This is a genomic window from Clostridium sp. 19966 (assembly GCF_032335695.1).
Classification (GTDB): Bacteria; Bacillota; Clostridia; order Clostridiales; family Clostridiaceae; genus JACTOJ01.
In genome coordinates, this window is sequence record NZ_JACTOJ010000013.1 from 69,134 (window position 1) to 88,327 (window position 19,194).

13 protein-coding genes are annotated in these 19,194 nt (G+C 32.4%); 7 read left to right on the forward strand and 6 right to left on the reverse strand.

Annotated features, from left to right (window positions below):
* Positions 1-81 precede the first annotated feature (81 nt).
* Positions 82-3,204, forward strand: coding sequence for an MMPL family transporter (locus IAI10_RS14205; RefSeq protein WP_315673944.1), 3,123 nt, complete (start codon positions 82-84; stop codon positions 3,202-3,204).
* 70 nt (positions 3,205-3,274) lie between these two features.
* Here the strand turns inward: IAI10_RS14205 and IAI10_RS14210 are convergent, their stop codons facing one another.
* Both IAI10_RS14210 and IAI10_RS14215 read right to left on the reverse strand, forming a co-directional pair.
* Positions 3,275-4,987 (reverse strand): methyl-accepting chemotaxis protein, encoded by a 1,713-nt coding sequence (locus tag IAI10_RS14210; protein ID WP_315673945.1) that lies wholly within the window; start codon positions 4,985-4,987, stop codon positions 3,275-3,277.
* 171 nt (positions 4,988-5,158) lie between these two features.
* Entirely contained in the window at positions 5,159-6,079 is a 921-nt protein-coding gene (locus IAI10_RS14215) for a ketopantoate reductase family protein (protein WP_315673946.1), read from the reverse strand.
* 666 nt (positions 6,080-6,745) lie between these two features.
* Here IAI10_RS14215 and IAI10_RS14220 point away from each other — a divergent pair.
* Both IAI10_RS14220 and IAI10_RS14225 read left to right on the forward strand, forming a co-directional pair.
* Positions 6,746-8,014, forward strand: coding sequence for a VanW family protein (locus tag IAI10_RS14220; RefSeq protein ID WP_315673947.1), 1,269 nt, complete (start codon positions 6,746-6,748; stop codon positions 8,012-8,014).
* 194 nt (positions 8,015-8,208) lie between these two features.
* Entirely contained in the window at positions 8,209-9,816 is a 1,608-nt protein-coding gene (locus IAI10_RS14225) for a lipase/acyltransferase domain-containing protein (RefSeq protein WP_315673948.1), read from the forward strand.
* A gap of 67 nt (positions 9,817-9,883) precedes the next feature.
* Here the strand turns inward: IAI10_RS14225 and IAI10_RS14230 are convergent, their stop codons facing one another.
* Both IAI10_RS14230 and IAI10_RS14235 read right to left on the reverse strand, forming a co-directional pair.
* Positions 9,884-12,070, reverse strand: a complete 2,187-nt coding sequence (locus tag IAI10_RS14230) for a diguanylate cyclase domain-containing protein (protein ID WP_315673949.1) — start codon at positions 12,068-12,070, stop codon at positions 9,884-9,886.
* Between the two features lie 101 nt (positions 12,071-12,171).
* Positions 12,172-13,944 (reverse strand): penicillin-binding transpeptidase domain-containing protein, encoded by a 1,773-nt coding sequence (locus IAI10_RS14235; protein WP_315673950.1) that lies wholly within the window; start codon positions 13,942-13,944, stop codon positions 12,172-12,174.
* Between the two features lie 202 nt (positions 13,945-14,146).
* On the opposite strand from IAI10_RS14235, the gene IAI10_RS14240 reads away from it, so the two are divergent.
* The 3 genes from IAI10_RS14240 to IAI10_RS14250 all read left to right on the forward strand — a co-directional run bounded on the left by IAI10_RS14240 (position 14,147) and on the right by IAI10_RS14250 (position 16,580).
* The gene (locus IAI10_RS14240) at positions 14,147-15,016 is read left to right on the forward strand and encodes a CAP domain-containing protein (RefSeq protein WP_315673951.1); all 870 of its coding nucleotides are present in this window, start codon (positions 14,147-14,149) and stop codon (positions 15,014-15,016) included.
* 11 nt (positions 15,017-15,027) lie between these two features.
* The gene (locus IAI10_RS14245) at positions 15,028-15,651 is read left to right on the forward strand and encodes a non-canonical purine NTP pyrophosphatase (protein WP_315673952.1); all 624 of its coding nucleotides are present in this window, start codon (positions 15,028-15,030) and stop codon (positions 15,649-15,651) included.
* Positions 15,652-15,953: 302 nt separating this feature from the next.
* Positions 15,954-16,580, forward strand: coding sequence for a sigma-70 family RNA polymerase sigma factor (locus IAI10_RS14250; protein ID WP_315673953.1), 627 nt, complete (start codon positions 15,954-15,956; stop codon positions 16,578-16,580).
* A 192-nt stretch (positions 16,581-16,772) separates the two neighbouring features.
* Here IAI10_RS14250 and IAI10_RS14255 read toward each other — a convergent pair whose 3' ends face one another.
* Positions 16,773-17,153: a helix-turn-helix transcriptional regulator gene (locus tag IAI10_RS14255; protein ID WP_315673954.1), complete on the reverse strand. Its 381-nt coding sequence runs from the start codon at positions 17,151-17,153 to the stop codon at positions 16,773-16,775.
* Positions 17,154-17,509: 356 nt separating this feature from the next.
* On the opposite strand from IAI10_RS14255, the gene IAI10_RS14260 reads away from it, so the two are divergent.
* Positions 17,510-17,965: a helix-turn-helix domain-containing protein gene (locus tag IAI10_RS14260; protein ID WP_315673955.1), complete on the forward strand. Its 456-nt coding sequence runs from the start codon at positions 17,510-17,512 to the stop codon at positions 17,963-17,965.
* A gap of 141 nt (positions 17,966-18,106) precedes the next feature.
* On the opposite strand, the gene IAI10_RS14265 is transcribed toward IAI10_RS14260, so the two are convergent.
* A complete protein-coding gene (locus IAI10_RS14265; protein WP_315673956.1) occupies positions 18,107-18,613 on the reverse strand; it encodes a S4 domain-containing protein in 507 nt (168 codons plus the stop codon).
* Between the last annotated feature and the right edge of the window lie 581 nt (positions 18,614-19,194).

Consider the following 19,194-nt stretch of genomic DNA (forward strand, 5'->3'; position numbering starts at 1 on the left):
TTTATTTGTACACCAAAAATGAACAGGTGTTCAACATATGCATTATAATAAATTCAGTTAAAATTTTAGGAGGTATTATTAATGAAGAAAATTATCAAGCTCAGGTGGTTTATGCTTGCCATATGGATTGCAGCTACAGCTGTGGCAATTATTTATACACCTGATTTGAACAAGGTTTTAAGAGATAAGGGACAGCAGACAGTTAGCGCAGACAACCCATCAGTAATTGCGGATAATATACTAAAGAAAATGGATAAAGCACCAGGTAACAGTGACATTATTGTTTTCAACAGTGAGGATAAATTAACAGACAACAGGATGGAAGACATAAAAAAAGCGGTAAATGAAGTAAAAACTGATGGAGAAAAGCTTGGAATAAGCAATATGATGGATCCTTTCAATATGCCAGAAGCTAAAGACAGATTGATTTCGAAGGATGAAACCACTATATTAGTAAGCTTTAAACTAGACAAAAAGGGAAAAGAAATAGATGACATAGAAAAGGAGTTAGGGTCTATACTTAAGAAAGCCAATGTGGATTATTATCTATCTGGGCAGGATTTTATCAACAATGATTATTTAAAGGCTGTGTCTTCAGGAGTAGACAAAAGTGCTGTACTAACTGTATTTTTCATACTTATAGTGCTTATTATAATGTTCCGCTCAGTGGTAACGCCTTTAGTATCCTTATTTGAAGTGGGGATAGCTTTCATAATATCCCTTTCCATTGTAGGGCAACTGGTATATAGATTTAATTATGAAATATCCTCACTTACCGAAATGGTAATGATATTAATCTTATTTGGAGTAGGAACAGATTATAATATACTTCTTTTTAATAGATTTAAGGAGGAACTTTCAAAGGATATTTCTGTGGATAATGCCATTATAAATACTTATAAAACAGCAGGAAAAACAGTAGTGTTCAGTATTGCTACAGTTTTTATAGCTTTTTTAAGTTTGATTTTTGCTAAATTTGGCATTTACCGTTCTGGAAATTGTGTAGCTATTGCAGTTATGATTTTTCTTTTAGAAATACTTACTCTTACACCTTTTTTAATGAAGGTTTTAGGGAAAAAACTTTTCTGGCCCTCCAAGGAAGTTACAGGACATAAGGAAAACAAGCTCTGGAAGAATGCTACCACTATTGCAGTTAAAAAACCTTTGATGTTTGCATTGCCTATAGTAATAGCTATGGTTCCAATAATTTATTTTAACTCAGAAAAGCTATCCTTTAACAGCTTGGGGGAGCTTGGCAATTCCTATGCTTCTGTAAAGGGCTTTAATTTAGCAGCAGATCATTTTGGCAAAGGAGAAAGCATGCCTGCAACAGTAGTAATAGAAAATGATCAATCCATGGATAGCAATGAAGCTTTAGGAGCTATAGACAATATAACCAAAAGGATAAAGGAGGTTAAAGGCGTTAAGAGTGTAAGTAGTGCTACAGAACCTTTAGGAAGTCCTATAGATCAGCTTTATTTAGGAAGTCAGACTAAAAGTGTTACTGACGGAATTTCTAAAACTAAGGATGGGGTAGATCAGATTAATAATGGGATAGGACAAATAAATAAGGGCTTAGGAAGCTTTAACACCTCTGATTTATCTCAAGTAGGCCAGCTAATTGATGGAACCAGTGCAGTGCAAGACGGTCTCAAACAGCTAAAAGCTGGTATGAAGCAAGTTAGCAGCGGGGTAGCTCAAGGTTCGGATGGAGCGGCTCAGATAAGTACAGGTATAGGAAAGATAAAGGATGGCATGACTCAGCTTCAGAGAGGAACTTCTGATCTTAAAGTAGGATTAAGCAAAATAAAAGGGGGATATGATAAGCTGGAAGTAGAGTATGATTTGATAAAGAGAGATTACGAAGTTCAATATCTTGGCAATAATTTACAACAATTAACTCAATTAATTTATTCTCTACAAAGTGATCCTGAATTAGATGTTGCATTAAAAAACAATAAAAACTATCAGAGGATAAAAGATTTATTACCGATTATAATTAAGGGTAGTGAAACATTTACACAGGGGATGGATAAACTTAAATCAAATTATGATGTTCTTAATTCCAATCTTGGCGCCGCGGTAAACGGAATAGATAATATAACTGGTGCCCAAAGCTCCATGATTGATGGATTAAATCAACTTGAAACTGCAGCTTCTCAGCTTTCTTCAGGACTTGAGCAGGGAAGCCAGGGGCAGGAGGCTATAATATCCAATATGGATAAGGTGACCTCAGCTTTAGGAAAAATAAATGATGGTCAGGCAGCTCTGAATAATGGACTTACTAAGCTTGCTTCAAGCATGCCAGCTTTGACAGATGCATTAAGTAAGAGCAGCAGTGGGCTAAGTTCCATATCAGATGGACTTTCAAAATCTAATAGCTATTTGACACAGTTAAATGGAGTACAAAGCTTCTTTGTGCCAGATGAAGCAAAAGCTTCCATAGAAAAATCTTTAGATTCCTTTATGACCTCAGATAGAAAAATCACAAAATTTTTAGTGGTTCTTGATAGTGATCCTTATTCTTCGGAGTCTATGGATACCGTGCAGAAGATAAATACTGCTGTAGGAGAGAGCTTAAAGGGAAGTGTGCTTAAAAATGCTAAGTATGGAGTATCCGGTGTAAGTGCAACCAATAGTGACCTTAATAAAACTGCCTTGGAGGATTTGACCACCACTAAAGCCATAGTGCTTATAAGCGTGTTTGTAGTGCTGTTAATAGTAATAAGATCACCTCTTATTGCCTCATATATAACAGCAGCACTTTTAGCCTCCTTCTACGTTTCATCATTAGCAGTTAACTTGCTGGTAGCTCACGTGTTTAAATTGGATGGAGTATCTTGGAATGTGCCCTTCTTTCAATTTATTATGATTGTGGCCTTAGGTGTTGACTACAGTATATTCTTTATGATGAGATTTAAAGAATATAAAAATGTATCTAAAGAGCAAGCAATAATTCTGGCCTCTAAGAATATAGGTGGAGTAATAATGTCCGCAGCTCTCATATTGGGGGGGACCTTCATAACTCTTATACCTGCAGGTATACAGCTGCTAACTCAGCTTGCAATAGCAGTGGTTATAGGGTTAATAGCACTGTCAATATTGTTGCTGCCTGTATTTTTGCCAGCACTTATAGCTTTGCCGAATTTTGTGAGGAATATATTTAGAAAAGATAAAGGAAATGACAATGAAATATCAGCTTAATCCATAGCCTAATAAAAAATCGCCGCGAAATTAATACAAATTATTTTCACGGCGATTTTCATTATTTACGCTATATTTTAAATTTAGAAGCCATGCCTGTAAGTTTTTCTGCCAATTCAGAGTTAACTTGAGCGCTTTTTGCCACATGCTCCAAGGCATTGCTTGTTTCAGAAATACTAGCAAGTATTTCTTCTGAATTGGATGCTGACTGCTGAGTTGTTGCTGAAATATTAGTTATTGAAGCATTAACTTCAGAAATACTAGCAGTAATAGAATCTGTGGAATCAGATATTCTTGTTGACATAGACATCATAAATTCAGAGTCCTTTTCGTAATGAATTCCAACGTTTTTAAAAGCCTCATAATCTGGTTTTATTTTATTATCTATAAGATGAAGTATATCAGAAGTATGTATTTTTAAATCGTCAGTAACATTTTTTACTTCACCTACCAGCCTTCTTATTTCTGAAACAGTATTGCCGGTTTCTTCTGCCAAATTACGGACTTCCTCAGCTACTACTGCAAAGCCTTTTCCAGCCTCTCCAGCTCTTGAAGCCTCTATTGAAGCATTTAAAGCAAGTAAATTTGTCTGGTCAGCTATCTCTACTATGGCTTCTGTCATTGTATTTATTTCATTAACTACATTTATATTGTCTAGAGCATGCTTTATGTGAGTTTCTTTTTCGCTGTATAGAGATAATATCTCATTGGAAGATTTTTCAGCAGCCTTTTTAATTTCAGCAGCTCTGGAAGCTATATCACAGGAAGCATCTTTGCCAGAGGAAGCTTTTTCGTCTAATATGCTAACTAGCGTGTTTATTTCCTCGGCTGAAGCACTTACTTCCTCTGTGGAAGCAGTTAATTCCATATTACTATTAGTTATGCTTTCAGAAGAATTTTTTATATTTAGCATAGAAGCAGATATTTCTTCTATATTTGAGGTGAGATCTGCACTTGAAGCTCCAACCTCTTTCATACCGTTTATTATCTCTCCGATGAGTTCTTTCATATTAGAAGATGCGGAGTTTAATGCAATGGCCATCGTGCCTATTTCATCTTTAGCTAGTACAGGTAATTTGTGAGTTAAATCGCCATTTGAAAGATTATTTGCAAATTTGATTACAATAGCAATCCTTTTTCTAAGCCAAGCTGATAATAAAATTCCAAGAACAGAAAGAATTACGCTTCCAATAACTATTACCGCAATCTGAAAAATTAAAGAAGAATTGAATGCGGTTTTATTAGAAGCCACAGTGTTTTGTGCATATTTTGTATCATCTAGGACCACGGAACTTATGGCGTTATCTAGGTTGTCTTTTAAACTGCTATATTTATCTGAATAAGCTGAATATGCATCGGAGTAATTTTCTGCATCTACAAGCTTTAGTACTTCATCTCTTGCGGATCTGTAATCTGCAAGCTTTTGTTTTACAGTGTTATAATTTTGCTGTTCACTTTTGTCGGGATGAGGAAGCTTCTCATATTCTTTAAACAATTTATCATCTAAACTGGAAAGAATACTTATATCATTCTCTTTTGAAGTTACAGCAGCTTTGAAGCTGCTATTAATTAAGTGCTCCATATCTGCGGATACAGCAGCAATGTTATTCTGAATTGAATAAAGACTTTCTAGAGACATTACATTGTTATCATAAAGGTTGTTAGTGTTATCATCCATTTTTTTCATGTTAAGCAGACCTATAATTCCTACGATTATAAGTAAGATTGTACCTAAAGTAGTTAGAAGAGATATCTTATGTGATATCTTTAAGTTTCTTAGCATAAACATTCCTCCAAATTTTGGTGTAAATTAAATTCCAAATTATATAATACCATAAATTCTAAAAAAAAACATAAAATAAGGCTGATTTTGTATAAATCAGCCTTATTTTTGAGAAATTGTATAATGAAATTATTTACTTAAATTAAACTTTGCATTAATAACTGCATATAATTATAAATTTAAAGCCATGGATTCCAAGCTTCTTATTATATTAAATAATGTACGATTTACAGGAGTAGGGACTCCATATATTTCTCCCAGTTCACAAAGAGCTCCTGAGAACATTTCTACCTCAGTCTTTCTTCCTGCTTGTATATCCTGAAGCATGGATGTTTTGCCACCAGGAGCTAGAGAATTTAGAACTGAGTACCAAGTGGCTATATCTTTTTCGGCATCTAGATTTATTCCAAGCTTTTTTGAGACTGCTACTACTTCCTTCATGGCAGATTCCATAAGTTCTTTCGCTTCATCTACACTTTGAAATACGGAATAAGTTGCGTTGAGCACAGCAGAGCACTGATTTATGCCTATATTCACCATATATTTCCACCAAAGGGTATACATCATGTCTTCTGGAATGGCATATTTAATATGCGCCTTATCAAACAAATCTTTAACATATTTTACTTTTTTAGAGTAAACCTGATTGTTTTTTTCTCCGAAATTAACTTCTCCGCTGCTGGAGAATTCTATTTTGTTTCCTTCTCTAACAGCATCTATTCCTACGCACATTCCATATAAAAGCTTATCCATACCATAAACCTTTCCTATGATTTCTTCGCTGGATATGCCATTTAAAAGAGAAAGAATTATAGTATCAGGTCCAACATGTTTTTCTATAGATTTTATAGCTTCGTCTAGTTGATGGTATTTTACGCTAATAATAATTAAATCGTCGTATCCACAATCTTCTGATGGCAGCACATAATTAAAATCATAGCGCTTTCTGTTTATAAAGAATCCATTTTCTTCATATCTTTTTATTCTTTTTTCGTCTGCTATTATGGAGAGACATTCAGCATCTAAATCATGCAATTTGCTGGCGTAGGCACAACCTATAGCGCCTAGACCTATGAGAGAAACTTTTTTCATAACTACATCACCTTATTTCCAGAAAATTAGATAACTATATTTTAAATTTTTTTTATATAAAAAACAAGAAATTTAATTGGATACACTGACAATAGTATTCTCAAAAATAACGAATAAATAGGGATATATAATAAATATTAAAAAGTAACTAGCTAAATGAGTAGAAAATTTAATATAATAAATTTAAGAAAATGCTTCTCACAGATGAAAGTGCCGCCATCATTAATTTATGTATAAAAAGAAGCTATAATAACATATACTTTATAAGTAAAAGCATATGCAGATAGAAGTAAGCTTGAAAAATTTGTGGAGCTATATATAATTAAGGATGGAAATCATTCTCTAGAAGTGCCGGGTGACTATAATAGAAGCATTGACATATTAAAAGAAACTATGGAATTATGTAGAAACTTTATTAACTAATAAAGTTTTAATATTAAATTACGAATATTAATAATGAGATGAAAAATTTCAACCTAATTTATTGTTCATATGCGTATAATACCATAGAGAGATATATATGGTATAATAGGGGATGTGTGAGAACAAATTGCATTTAATGTATAATAAATTTTAAATTATTAGATTAATGCAACAAGATTTAATGTGTATTTATGCTTTATATAATGCACAAATGTTTTTAATCTGGATGGAGTGGGTTATATTATGAAAAAACGAAACGCTATTATTTTAATAGGCGGAGTATGCTTTATTGCTCTAGCTGCAGGCATTTCTATTCCTGCATACAAGATTTATGATAAAGTTAAAAGCTTTGAAGGATATATATATCCTGATGTAAAGATCCAAAATGAAGACATGTCAGGCAGAACAGTAGAAGAGGCAAAAAAAATATTAACTGACAAGTATGAAGATACTATAAAAAATAAAAAAATAAACATCAATGTTAATAGCAAAGCTTATTCTATAAGTTATGACCAATTAGAGGCAAAATACGATATAGATAAAATAGTTGATGAGGCCTACCAATATGGGCATGATGGAAGCATTTTGGATAAATATAAGCTTATAACTAAACCTCAGTCTAAATCATTTTCTCTTTCCTTCAGTTATAATAATAGTTCCAAGGTTGTAGATGATTTAGTAAACAATATAAAGAAAGATGTGAATAAGGATCCTAAGAACGGATCAATAACTAAAGCAGGTTCCGGATTTCAAGTAACACCTGATAAAGATGGATATAAACTAAAAGATGAAGAACTTAAGAAAAATATAGTATCATCTATTAGTGATAGTGCCACTCAGGATACTGAAATAAAAGCCAACATAGACGTGGTTAAGGCTAATGCTACAAAAGAAAAACTTCAAACTGTAAATACATTAATAGGAACTTTTAGTACAAACTATGGATCTATATCAAGTCCTGGTAGAATGACTAACATACAATTAGCTACAAAGGCAATAAATGGAACTTGGCTTATGCCTGGAGATACCTTTAGTTTTAATAATGTAGTTGGAGAAAGAACTGCGGCTAAAGGATACCAATCAGCTCCTGTGGATATAGGAACTAAGACTGCTATGGGACTTGGCGGTGGAATATGTCAGGTTTCAACAACTCTTTATAATGCTATGTTGCTCTCTGGAGTTAAGCCTACAGTGAGAGTGCATCATACAATACCATCAGTATATGTTCCGCTTGGATTAGATGCTACTGTGGATTGGGGAAACCTAGATTACCAATTTAAAAATACATTAGCATATCCAATATATATAGAAGGAATCTCAGATAACGGTACAGAGACCTTCAATATCTATTCAAACAGCAGCTTGCTAAGCAAAAACTATAAGGTAGTAAATCAAGTAGCAGAGGATGACAAGAGTAATACTTCTACGGTTTACCTTCAAACCTATCAAAATGGTACTATGGTTTCAAATACTTATTTATATAAGGATGTTTATCCTAAAAATCAGCAATAGTAATATTAAATTCGCTCCGAGGGCTAAGATTTTACCTTGGAGCGAATTTTTTATTGATTCTGCTTTAAATCATAAATTGAAAAAATATACCCCCTTATTTTAAAATATTGTTAATTTTGTAAATAAAACCAATTACTAAATATAAAACTACAGATGCTGTAGTATTATAAATTGTAAAGGGGGATTGATAATTCATGAGAAAAAAATTATCTTTATTTTTAGCGGTGATTTTTGTTTTTACTAGTGTTCTTTATTATACTGCTTTTGCAAAACTTGGTGTGGTGAAAGCAGACTCATTGAGGAGGGCAATAATAGTTCTTCCTGGAATAATGGGATCAAATCTAGAAGAGACTGATGGAACTGTAGTGTGGGTAACAAATAAATGGATAGATGGAAGCAAGCAGTTATATTATTTTCTAAATGGCACTTTAGATTGTACTAGTGATGGATTTAGTGAAAAAGCAATTGAGCCTGTCACAGGAGGAGAAGAATATGGGGCAGAAGATACCTATAAAAAACTTGTTACTAGCTTAAAGGCTGAGTTTGGTAATAGTTATGATATTGTATTCGGAGCTTACGATTGGAGATTGGATAACACATATTCAGCAAAGCAGCTTAAAAAGATAATAGATAAATATGACAAGGTATCCATTGTGGCTCACAGCATGGGAGGTCTAGTAGTTAGCAAATATATAAGTTTATATGGAGGAAATAAGTTAGATAAAGTAATAACCTTAGGGACTCCTTATTGGGGGGCATTAAATGCCGCAAGTACTCTCCATACAGGACAAGTTGATGAGTTCCCTGCTGGTATAAAGCAGCTGATGAGTGGCACTATGAGAAGCACCTTGCTTAATTATCCAGGCTTAAATGAGCTTCTTCCAGATGAAAACTATACTGAAAAATCTAATTGGCTTGTGACCTCTGAACGAAAATATGATAATTGGTATGATTATATATGGCCGGATTACTATGATAAATTAAACGATGCTGAAGATACAGAGGCTTTTATGGAGAATGATTTTAATTCAAAGCTTGTTGAGCAAGCAGATTCTTTTCATAAAAGTATAGAAGATACCATAACTCCTATAAAAACTGTGAATTATACAGCTATTGTCGGTACTGGCATTGATACCTTAAAAACTGTTAAATTAGTGGACACGTCAATAGCAGGCATAGAGACTAGGTTGTCTATTCCAGAAGAATATTCTTCTGGGGATGGTACTGTTCCTTTATTGAGTTCCACTATGGGAGAAGATATAAATTATATTGAGAGACCTGGAGTCAGTCATGCAGATTTGGTTAACGATGATGCCACTATTTCACTAGTGGTTGAAAATTTGAAAGGAATAAAAGCTAACAATGCCTTAAAAAGCCAGAGTTCTGCTTTTACTAAGACAAATGCAGATATGAATAAGCTGGTTTTTGTAGGAGACTTGGATTTTGATGCTATAAAAGATAATAAGGTAAAATATCATATACACTCTGAAAAAGATATTGAGAGCGGGAAGGATTTTAATATAACTAATATAGGGAATGTTAACGGCCAAAATGTATTTTTCATATCATATAAAAACGATGGATATTCCCTTAAGCTTACTTCAAAAAAGGCCCAAAACATAACCTTTGCTTACGGAACAAGCAGTAAGAGATTTGCATTTAAAAATATTAAATTAGGGAATAAGGCCTCAGTATATATAATGAATAAATTTTCAAATAAAAATGATGTGTTTATAGATTACAATGATAGTGGAATGAAAAACAGTATTTCTACCTCTGATATAAAGGAAATAAGCAAGTAAGAAGTTATTTAGATAAAAATAATGAGGAGTTTAATAGAATGCGCTGTTCTATTAGCCTCCTCTAAATTTACATTATTTTATTAAAAGATTCTATCCTATTTTTGCCTTTACTTTTGGCATCGTATAAGGCAAGGTCTGCATGTTTCATTAAAGTTTTTGGGGAGGAATCTTCACTTGGCAGCATAGAAGCTGCACCTGCAGTTATGGTCACAGTTTTACTAGACTTAGAAAAAGAATGCTCTATATTTAGATTTCTAATTTCATTTACAAGCAATTCACCAAATTTTAATGCTTCTTCTACATCTGTATCTGGCATTATAATAGTAAACTCATCTCCACCATATCTTGCAGAGATAAAATTCTTCTTAGATATACTAACGAGTTTGGAGGCTATGGATACAAGGCATTGATCGCCTTCAAGGTGACCGTAATTATCATTGTATTCTTTGAAATAGTCTACATCAAATATAATCAGAGATAAAGGAGATTTCCTCTTAAGGCAATCCTTCCACTGATTTTCTATAACCACATCAAACTTACGTCTGTTATAAATATCTGTAAGGCTGTCGTTTTCGGACATATACAGAAGTTTTTCATTTAATATGTTAAGATCCTTAGATTTTATTGCATTATTTATAGCTATAGCTCCATAAGATGCTATCACTTTAAGTATCTCAACATGTAAATCGGTAAAATATTCCATTTTTTCGCTTTGAACCGATAATACCCCAATTGGAACGTTACTTAAAACCATTGGTGCGTAAATAGCTGAATTAAGCCAAAGGTTATGAGTATTGTCTAATATATACTTGCTATCATCAACGTAATTATGGTATTCAGAGGTCATATCATTTATTATGATAAATTTATTGTTTATGAGACTGTATGAACTAATACTAGCTTTACCATCAAGAGGTATATTATTTGGGTAAACAGCTTTACCATTCTCAATACAGTATTCATAAGAAAGTTCATTAGTATTTTTATTATATAATATTAAGGATAAGCTATTAACTTTCAACAGAGACTGAAGATTTGAACATAATATTTTTATTATGCTCTTCAGATCCTGAGTTGAAGTAATCCTTCTAACCAATCTATTTATTGTAGAAACATTATTAATAGTTTTAAGTAAGCTTTCCGAACGTTTTTTAATGTGTTCACTTTCAACTACTAATTTCTTTTTCTCTATTTCCAGTTTTCTAAGTTCAGCCTTCGCTTTAATAGCTTCTAGTGTATGATGCCTGTTAACACTTCTGTTTTTATCATCATATTCAAAATATAATTTAAAATACTTCATGGAATTTTGTAAGTCTCCTAGGTCTTCAAAAGCCATGGAAATAAATTTACAAATTATAAGGCACTTATCTAATATGTTATTTTTAGAAGCCAGATTCAAGGCTTTAGTATATTGCGATAAGGCCTCCTGTATTTTATTCCGGTTTCTCAAAAAAGATCCAAAATCGATTAAGGCCTCTATCTTATAATAGGTGTTGCCATACTTATCATCTACGTTAATCGCTTCATAAAAATATTTCTCTGCGTTTTCAAAATCAAGCTTCTTTTCGTAAATTAGTCCTAAGGTTTTATATGATTCTGAAATAGAACTATAATAATTATGGTGTTTCATTCTTTCAATACCTCTAAGGACTAAATTCATAGCTTCATCATAATTTTCTTTTAAAAAGTTGGCGATTCCTAAATTGCTTAAGCATATACCCATAGTAGCCTTGAAATCTAATCTTTCATCAAGCAAAGTAGCATCTTTGTAATAGTTCAATGCTAAATCTAAATTTCCAAGAATTCTATAGATTTCAGCTATATTAGAAAAAACTCTGGCAGCGTAGTATTCGTAGCAGGAAGAAGCATAATAATTTTTGCTTTTGCTGAGTTTATGTGATAGTCTGATGGCTGAATTGTAGAAATCAAAACTTCCCTCATAATTAGAAAGGTCAAATAAGGCATTGCCTATAAGAATTCTAGCTAATACATGTAAATCACAGATATCATTATTCTGGCATAAATCTATGCATTCATAAGATTTTAATATCGATTTAGTGTACTGGCCAAGATTAAGAAGGCCTTCAGCATTTCTTAAGAGGCAAAGAGCCATACCAACTTCGTAATTATTTATCTTGCATAGCTTATAAGCTTCTTCTGATAAAGAAATAGTATTTTCAAAATTATCATATCTTATTTTATCTAATTTATTTAAAATATCTACCATATGAGTATCAAGTCCAGGGTCATACATAAGCAACAACTCCATAATAACAATTTAAAGGAATAAAACATTATAAAAAATATATCAGTTTGAAGGTAAAAGTGCAATATATTTTAAAAAAAGCCTGACAATTATTTACTATTGTCAGGTGAAGCATTCATTATTGAAAATAATCCCTGAAAAAGTTTCTTGGCAGCCGGAACTGCAGTTTCTGCCGCATAATATTTTTGAGGATCTGGTTCATCTACAGTTACTATAAGAGTTATTTCAGGATTTTCAGCTGGATACATTCCAGCAAAAGAAGCCATATATTTCCCTTCTTCGTATTTGCCTGTAGTAGGATCAATTTTATTTGCTGTGCCTGTCTTTCCTGCTATACTATAGCCTTCCATATAAGTAGCGGTAGCTGTACCCTCTTTTACAACTCTTATAAGATATTGTCTTAATTGAGCTGCTTTATCAGAATCCATTATGGTTTTCTTGCCTAAATTATCATATTCCTTGTCAACTACAGTTTTACCATTATCTACATGGCTAGTTTCCTTCATTACATGAGGCCTTATCCAATTTCCTCCATTAGCCACCGCATTAAAGGCAGCCATATATTGAACTTGAGTAACAGCTACGCCTTGGCCATAGGATAAAGTCGCTAATTCAACAGGACCAGTATCTTTTGAACTTCTTAATATTCCTGCACCTTCACCAGGCAGATCAATTCCAGTTTTTTGTCCAAAACCAGCTTGAGTTGCAAAAGATAGAAATTTGTCTTTTCCAAGTCTTTGACCAACTTGTATGAAACCTACATTATCTGAGTTTTTTATTATATCAGAAAAAGTTTCCCAGCCTTGATCTGTTTTTTCGTCACTATATAAAGTAGTACCAGCTACGTTTATGCTTCCGCTGCATCTAAATTTATCACTGTCATTTACAACATTATTTTGAAGTGCAGCAGCAGCTGTCATTACCTTAAAAATAGAACCAGGTTCAAACATATTAGATACAGATTTATTTTTCCATATTTCTTGAGTTTCGTTACTGTTTTTTCCTGCACTATTTGGATTATTCAAATCATAGCCTGGAGTAGTTACCATACCTAATATTTCTCCATTACTTGGATTCATTATGGTGATGCTGACAGATTGAGCTTTATCATCCTGCAGAGTTTCCTTAGCTACACTTTCGGCTAGCTGCTGAATTTTTTCATCTATGGTAAGAGTAATATCCTTACCGTTTATAGGGTTTACAGTTACAGATTCTGTGTATGGAAGCTCATTGTCATCTTTATCTGTCTCTACTACTTTAATTCCACTGGTTCCGCTAAGAATCTTATTGTATGAATCTTCTACACCAGTTATACCAACTCCGCTGAAATTAGTATGTCCAATTACATTAGAGAGAAAATTTCCGTTAGGATAAATTCTTTCTGTATCATCAGATATTATTATGCCAATATATTTAAGGGCTTTTATTGAATCAGCGGTGTCTTTAGTAACCTTTCGTTTAATAGAAACAAATTGAAGAGGATCACCGTTTTTATCCGTGCTATCCAGTATTTTTTGTAATTGCTGGCTATCCATATTAAGTATTGGAGATAGCTTGGACACTGCATCTGCCTCAGATATACTTTTGCTTTGCAAATAAGTTTTTAGCACGCTTAAATCTGCATCGATTCTATAGACACTCACACTTATTGCTAAGGTGGAGCCGTTTCTATCCATAATTTTTCCTCTTAGAGGCGCAATCTCTATGCTTTTTTTCCACTGATTAGTAGCTAATGCGCCTAAATCTTTTTTATCTAAAAGCATTATATAACCTATTCTAAATGTAAGGACAATGAATAGCATAGATATCATAAAAATAATAAAAATTAGCCTGCTTTTTTTTACAATTAATTTTTTTTTCATAGTTAGACCCACCAAATAATAAAATTTGTAAAGATATCATAATTATATCATCAAATATTTTAAATCTCTATATAAAATCAATTTTACGGAGAGATATATGAAAATGAAAAAAAAGTTATGTTATAATTAATATTGTATAATATTGTTGCATTTTGAAAGATATCTTTATTTTAAATACGTTTTATATAAGGAATGAGTACATATGATTAAAAAACTTGGTATGATTTTTTTAACATTGATTTTGCTTGTAGGCTGTGAACCTTCTAATAAAATTAGTGTTAACAATGTGCCTAAAAAAGTAACTGTTATAGATTCACAAAACGATAAGTGGTTTAAGGATGATTGGCTTAAAGACAAGAATGATAATAGCAGCGATAAGCAAAGTAAACCACAAGACAATGAGAATAATTCAAATAATAGCGCTGAATCAAAAAAACAATCAGCTAATACTGCTGTAGCTCAGCAGCCCCAAAAGTCTGAAAAGAGTACTGAAAATACGCCAGTTCAGAAAAAAAACAATACAAATGAAAATGCTAATAGCACAGTTTCACAACAGCAAAGTAGTGGCAATTATATAAAAACTACAAATAGAACTAGACCTGATTTGCCTTCAAAGTACCCAGTGGAGTATTGGTCCGATGTGGAAGACAGGATAATTGTATTATGCAATGATGAAAGATCTAAGCTAGGTACATCGGCACTTTCAAGTATAGAGACCCTTAGAGAAGTGGCAAGATATAAAAGTGATGAAATGCTTCAGTATAATTATTTTCAGCATGTTTCTCCAGTGACAGGATTTCAGCCCTGGGATTTGGCAGCCACATATGGGTGGCATAGCAGTACTTATGGAGAAAATATTTGGATGGTACAAGCAGATGGACTCGATCCTAACAATGAACAGCAGATGCAGGCTTACAGAGCGCACATAACTGCTGAAAGGATAGTAAGTGATTGGATGAATTCACCTGATCACAGGGAGAATATTTTAAATAAAAATTATACTAAAATTGGAGTAGGGTTAGCCTTCTCTAGCTGTGGGAGAAGTTATGCTACTCAAGAATTCTCAAATTAGGAGATGTTTTTATGAGATTATTATATGGAACAGGCAATGAATCTAAACTAACAAGTATGAGAGAAAACCTTAAGGATTTAGATATAGAGATAGTGGGACTTAAGGAAATGAAGCGGCAGATTGAAGCACCAGAAGAAACTGGCAGCAATCCTTTGGAAAATGCTAAAATAAAGGCTTTATATTATTATAGCCAATATAAGACACCCTTGTTTTCCTGCGATACTGGATTATTTATAGAAGGACTTGAAGCTAAAGATCAGCCGGGAGTTTTCGTAAGGAGGGTAGGTGGAAAAAACCTTAATGATGAAGAAATGATAGAACACTACTCAGGTATTGCTTCAAGGCTTGGTGGAAAAGCTAAGGCAAAATATAAGAATGGTATATGCCTTGTAATGGATGAAAGTAATATATTCTGCTACGATGGTGAAGATATAAGCTGGAAAGATTTCTGGATAACTTCAGAGCCTTCTTTAAAGAGAAGTCCAGGATTCCCTTTGGACTCTATATCAGTAGATATAGCTACGGGGAGATATTTTATGGATATAAGCTACGGAGAAAATGCTAGCGAGGAATCAGAGGTTAGAAATGGATTTAAAAACTTTTTCATAAGAAGTCTTGCAGAATATAAAAAATAGAAGAAGCTGAGCAAAAAGGAATAACACGAGAACTCTGCATAAATTAGGACGCAAATTGCCTATTATGCAGAGTTTTATTTATATGTAGGAGATTTTTATTTCAATATGTTGTAAATAAGTTTCTATTAAAACATAGCCTGCCGAACTAAAGGAATGTTTTGAATCAGTGTAAAAATCAACACTGATTTAAAACAGAGCCATTAAAAAAAATTGATAATAATAGGATATTGTTAAAAGTTATGAATTAAACTAATATATAAATACGAACATAAGTTTGTATAATTTATATATGGGGTGATAATATGACTAACGAAGAATTGGTAGAGCTTTATCAGCAAGGAGTAACGGAAGCCTTGAATAGTATTATAGAACAAAATCAAGGAATAATATTTAAGTTTGTTAATAGATTCAATTTAGAGGGTACAAGTTCCGTGGATAAGGAAGATTTATATCAGCAAGGGGTATTAGGGCTCATTAATGCTGCAAAGAAATATGATTTTAACAATCCTAAAAAAGCTCAGTTTGTTACTTACGCAGTTCATTGGATTTATGCCAGCATTTATAGATTCGTAGAAAATAAGAATACTAACGAAGAGCTTAGTTTAAATGCAGCTTCTGGAGCTGAAGATGATAGAGCGCTCATAGACAATGTACTCTGTGAGGAAAATCAATATGAGATAATAGAACATAAAATATATGTAAGGCAGCTGAGAAAAGAATTAGAGTCCGTTATGGACAACTATTTGACCTTGAAGGAAAAAGATATATTGAAATTAAGACATGGATGGAATGACAATAGTCCTATGTCACTTAAGGATATTAGTGATTTATATAATATAACCACTTCTTGGACAAGATACATAGAACAGAATGCATATAAAAAAATAAGAAAATCCCCTTGGGGAGTGAAAAAAAGAAATATATTTTAAAATTAACATAAACTATACACGAACATAAGTTTGCTTTTTAAAATTTCCAGTAGTATAATATATTTACTAAGAGCCGCTATGAGGGGGATGGGTATATGGAAGATGCTGCAGAAGAATTTGAAGAATATATATTGGAGCTGGAAGAAGAGCTTATGATGAAATTGCAAAAAATAATAGAGAGCAAGAAAAATATTAATCTTGCTCATCTTTAAACAATAGAATATTAAGTTCGATTTTTATAGCATCTTTAATGAGGCTCCAGGTTTCTTCGTCAAGTTCAGGCGTTTTTATTCTACCATTTTTTATAAGGGACTGAATAACATTGTCCAGTGCGGTATACTTTTCCCTCCTGCTGAAGTAACCTTTGGTGCTTTTTTCATCAAACCAATATTCAACAGAAGTCTGAAAAAATTCAGATAATTTTTGTGCGGTACTTTTGCTAGCGACTCTTCTGCCGCTCTCTATATCGCCTATTACACTTAATGCCACGTTTATATTATCAGCCAATTGCTTTTGGGTTAATCCTTTTTGCTTTCTGGAATCTTTTAATCTTTTTGAAATAACAAGGCCCACCGATATCACCATCCTAATTTAATTTTACGATAAAATATATCGCATTTCAAGATATGTGGGCACTTAATAAAGGTTTATTAAAGATTATGTTCAGAAAGCTGTCAATATTAGGTTAACATTGCTTTTAAGTGAAGAAGCATAAAGAAATTACAATATATAATCGCATCATGCGATACGAAGCGAAAAATAGAGCTTAAGGAAAGTAATTCTTTATAATTACTTTTCAGAATAAATTTTCCAACTTTATTATATCGCATAATGCGATATAATTTACATGTAAGGTTTTAAGTCAGCATTGATTTAAAACATAGGCTATAAATAAAATTGAGAATTTAAGTTCACAGGGAGGATTAAACATGGAAAAAGTTTTAGACATAGATGAAACAATTAGAAAAGCTGCCAAAGAGGCTATTAAGGAGTATGAAAATGAAAAAGCTCTTAATAATACAAAGATGCTGTTTACTTACTATAATGATTTAAAATTATATCTTAATAATGCAGAGTGCACTGAAAAAATGGTTAAATCAGATCTTGCAGATGAAGCATATATAGAGGACCTGAAAAAGAGTAACATAAGAACATTAATAATAGTACTTCACATGGATAAGGCAATGGAAGCCCTAGAAAATAAGGAAAAACAACTTAATACCATGGAAAAATTCAATGCTTTTTATTTTAAATATATAAAAAAACATACCTACGAACAAATCGCAGATGATTTGAACTGTGGTATTGTTACAGCAAGAAGGTGGGTTAATGAGATGCTTAAGGAGCTCAGCGTCTATATGTTTGGAGTAGAAGGATTATTATAAATGAAAAAAGCTAAAGCATAAATTTTGAATATACTAAAAAAATAATAGGCAATTGGTTTGTAAACTAAAAGCGCCGTAAGATTTATTATTAAAATTACGGCGCTTTTTGCAGCTTTATTTACATCTGTAAATGAAATAGCCTCAATATTTGCTTAAAACTATTTTTATAACATCTTTTTCTTTGAGTATAGACTTGGCTTTAACTATTTTTTCATTAACTTTTATGGATCCTTCAGTAATCATTTTTACGATATCTCCTCGGCTAAGTCCTTGCAACTTAGTAGAAAGAAATTTATCAATTCTAACTTTGACTTCTAGCTTCTCTAAAAAAATCTCAACTTCATCCGTGCGAGAGCTGATTAGATCCTTCATATTAACTTCTTCATATCTGTTTTTAAGAGTTTTTTCTTCTTCTGGCATATTTTCAAGCCCAGATAAGGCTTTAAAAGAGTCAAGCTGCTTATTCCAAGTGTGTCCCTTAGGGCATTTATAAATGGCAAAATAAAATATGTTTTTACCATTAGCGTTCTGCCTTCTTTTTAGAGAATCCTTAAAAATAACCTTTGCCCCGCAATTATGGCAATACCTTTCTTCAAAACTAGCTTCATTATTATATATATACCAATTTAAACTTAATTTCTTTTCCATATTTCTTACCCCCGATAAATATAATTCAGCGGTAAGAAATATTATAAAAATATATATTTGCTTTATATGAGGCAATGCATAAATCATAAACTTTTAATACTCCTTCCGCTTATTGATTTATATACATCACCTTAAATATAGGAGTCATAGGATCACCACCAATCTTTTGTATTTTAGTTGGTGCGCTCTATGGAATTTAACTTTACAAAGCAAAAAAGCTGCAGGAAGAATACCTTACCTGCAGCATAAAAACAAAACATAATATAAAAGTACGCAATATACGTCTTTTAATTAGATATGATACTGAATTCAGCAAAGCAATTACCTTCTAAATTGTAAATTCCAAAAAGCACAACAAAAAAGCCTTTAGAAAAGCATATTAATTTTAAAAATTAATATTAACAATTAGATGGTGTCATAACTTGCGTTCCTCCTTTAAATAATATCACAAGTACATATTACACTAAATTGAATTTATTGTAAATGAGCGGAGATGAATTATATATGAAAAAAACATGATACTCTTATCATCAAAAATTTTGGTTATATTTATAGTGTAAGTGCTTTGAAGAGCGCTTATA

What these genes read in the sequence shown, in the direction of transcription:
- IAI10_RS14205 (WP_315673944.1), top strand. Translation starts at nt 82, where the DNA reads ATGAAGAAAATTATCAAGCTCAGGTGGTTTATGCTTGCCATATGGATT.
- IAI10_RS14210 (WP_315673945.1), bottom strand. Translation starts at nt 4,987, where the DNA reads ATGCTAAGAAACTTAAAGATATCACATAAGATATCTCTTCTAACTACT.
- IAI10_RS14215 (WP_315673946.1), bottom strand. Translation starts at nt 6,079, where the DNA reads ATGAAAAAAGTTTCTCTCATAGGTCTAGGCGCTATAGGTTGTGCCTAC.
- IAI10_RS14220 (WP_315673947.1), top strand. Translation starts at nt 6,746, where the DNA reads ATGAAAAAACGAAACGCTATTATTTTAATAGGCGGAGTATGCTTTATT.
- IAI10_RS14225 (WP_315673948.1), top strand. Translation starts at nt 8,209, where the DNA reads ATGAGAAAAAAATTATCTTTATTTTTAGCGGTGATTTTTGTTTTTACT.
- IAI10_RS14230 (WP_315673949.1), bottom strand. Translation starts at nt 12,070, where the DNA reads ATGTATGACCCTGGACTTGATACTCATATGGTAGATATTTTAAATAAA.
- IAI10_RS14235 (WP_315673950.1), bottom strand. Translation starts at nt 13,944, where the DNA reads ATGAAAAAAAAATTAATTGTAAAAAAAAGCAGGCTAATTTTTATTATT.
- IAI10_RS14240 (WP_315673951.1), top strand. Translation starts at nt 14,147, where the DNA reads ATGATTAAAAAACTTGGTATGATTTTTTTAACATTGATTTTGCTTGTA.
- IAI10_RS14245 (WP_315673952.1), top strand. Translation starts at nt 15,028, where the DNA reads ATGAGATTATTATATGGAACAGGCAATGAATCTAAACTAACAAGTATG.
- IAI10_RS14250 (WP_315673953.1), top strand. Translation starts at nt 15,954, where the DNA reads ATGACTAACGAAGAATTGGTAGAGCTTTATCAGCAAGGAGTAACGGAA.
- IAI10_RS14260 (WP_315673955.1), top strand. Translation starts at nt 17,510, where the DNA reads ATGGAAAAAGTTTTAGACATAGATGAAACAATTAGAAAAGCTGCCAAA.
- IAI10_RS14265 (WP_315673956.1), bottom strand. Translation starts at nt 18,613, where the DNA reads ATGGAAAAGAAATTAAGTTTAAATTGGTATATATATAATAATGAAGCT.